A 794-nucleotide genomic window follows, 5' to 3' on the forward strand; every position below is an offset into this window, starting at 1 on the left:
CTCGGTGGCTTCCGCGATGGCGAGTGCGTCTTCGATGTCTACACCCAGGTAACGCACTGTACTGTCCATCTTGGTGTGACCAAGCAATAGCTGCACGGCTCGCAAGTTACCTGTTCTACGATAAATCTGCGCCACTTTTGTGCGTCGCATTGAATGGGTCCCATACTGACTGGGATCAAGCCCAACCGAAGCGACCCATGACTGAACCAACCTCGCGTACTGACGAGTAGAAATATGCAGCCGATGCTGAAAACGCCCTGGCCACAAGTACTCGGATCTTTTCATTGCAGGTTGTTTCAGCCAATTCAAAAGCGAGTTTCTCGTACCACTACTAATTTCAAAACGAACGGGTATCTTTGTCTTGCTTTGGTTGACAGACGCGCGTTCCTTTACTTGTCCAGCGGCAAATACGTCTGCAACTTTCAGGCGAACAAGATCGCAACCACGGAGCTTACTATCTATTGCTAAATTGAAGAGTGCTAAGTTCCTATAATCTTCTGAAATTTCTAAGCGAACGCGTATTGCCCAGACATGCCTTGGCAAAAGCGGGCGCTTCTGGCCAATAACCCGACCTTTGTTCCACGCAGATCGGCCAACTCGAATGACGGGTAGATTTAAAGCTTGCATGACGAATACTCCACACCGCCACGCACCACCTCATCGCCCACACAGTGTCAGCGTCTATTGGTTACCATGCTTGGTCTCCGTCATGAAAAATCTGACTTTGTCGAAGCCTGACCGGCGCCACAAATATGCGATTTGGTATAGGGCGAATAGCAGAACTATGGATTCAA

Annotated in this window: 1 protein-coding gene; it reads right to left on the bottom strand. The window is 49.4% G+C overall.

The window, feature by feature from the left end; translation table 11 throughout:
• On the bottom strand, positions 1 to 627 hold a 627-nt coding region (locus tag ACR0J2_RS24080; RefSeq protein WP_480814113.1), incomplete at its 3' end, for a tyrosine-type recombinase/integrase.
• Between the last annotated feature and the right edge of the window lie 167 nt (positions 628 to 794).

The sequence above is a fragment of the Ruegeria sp. CG4 genome (assembly GCF_056537185.1).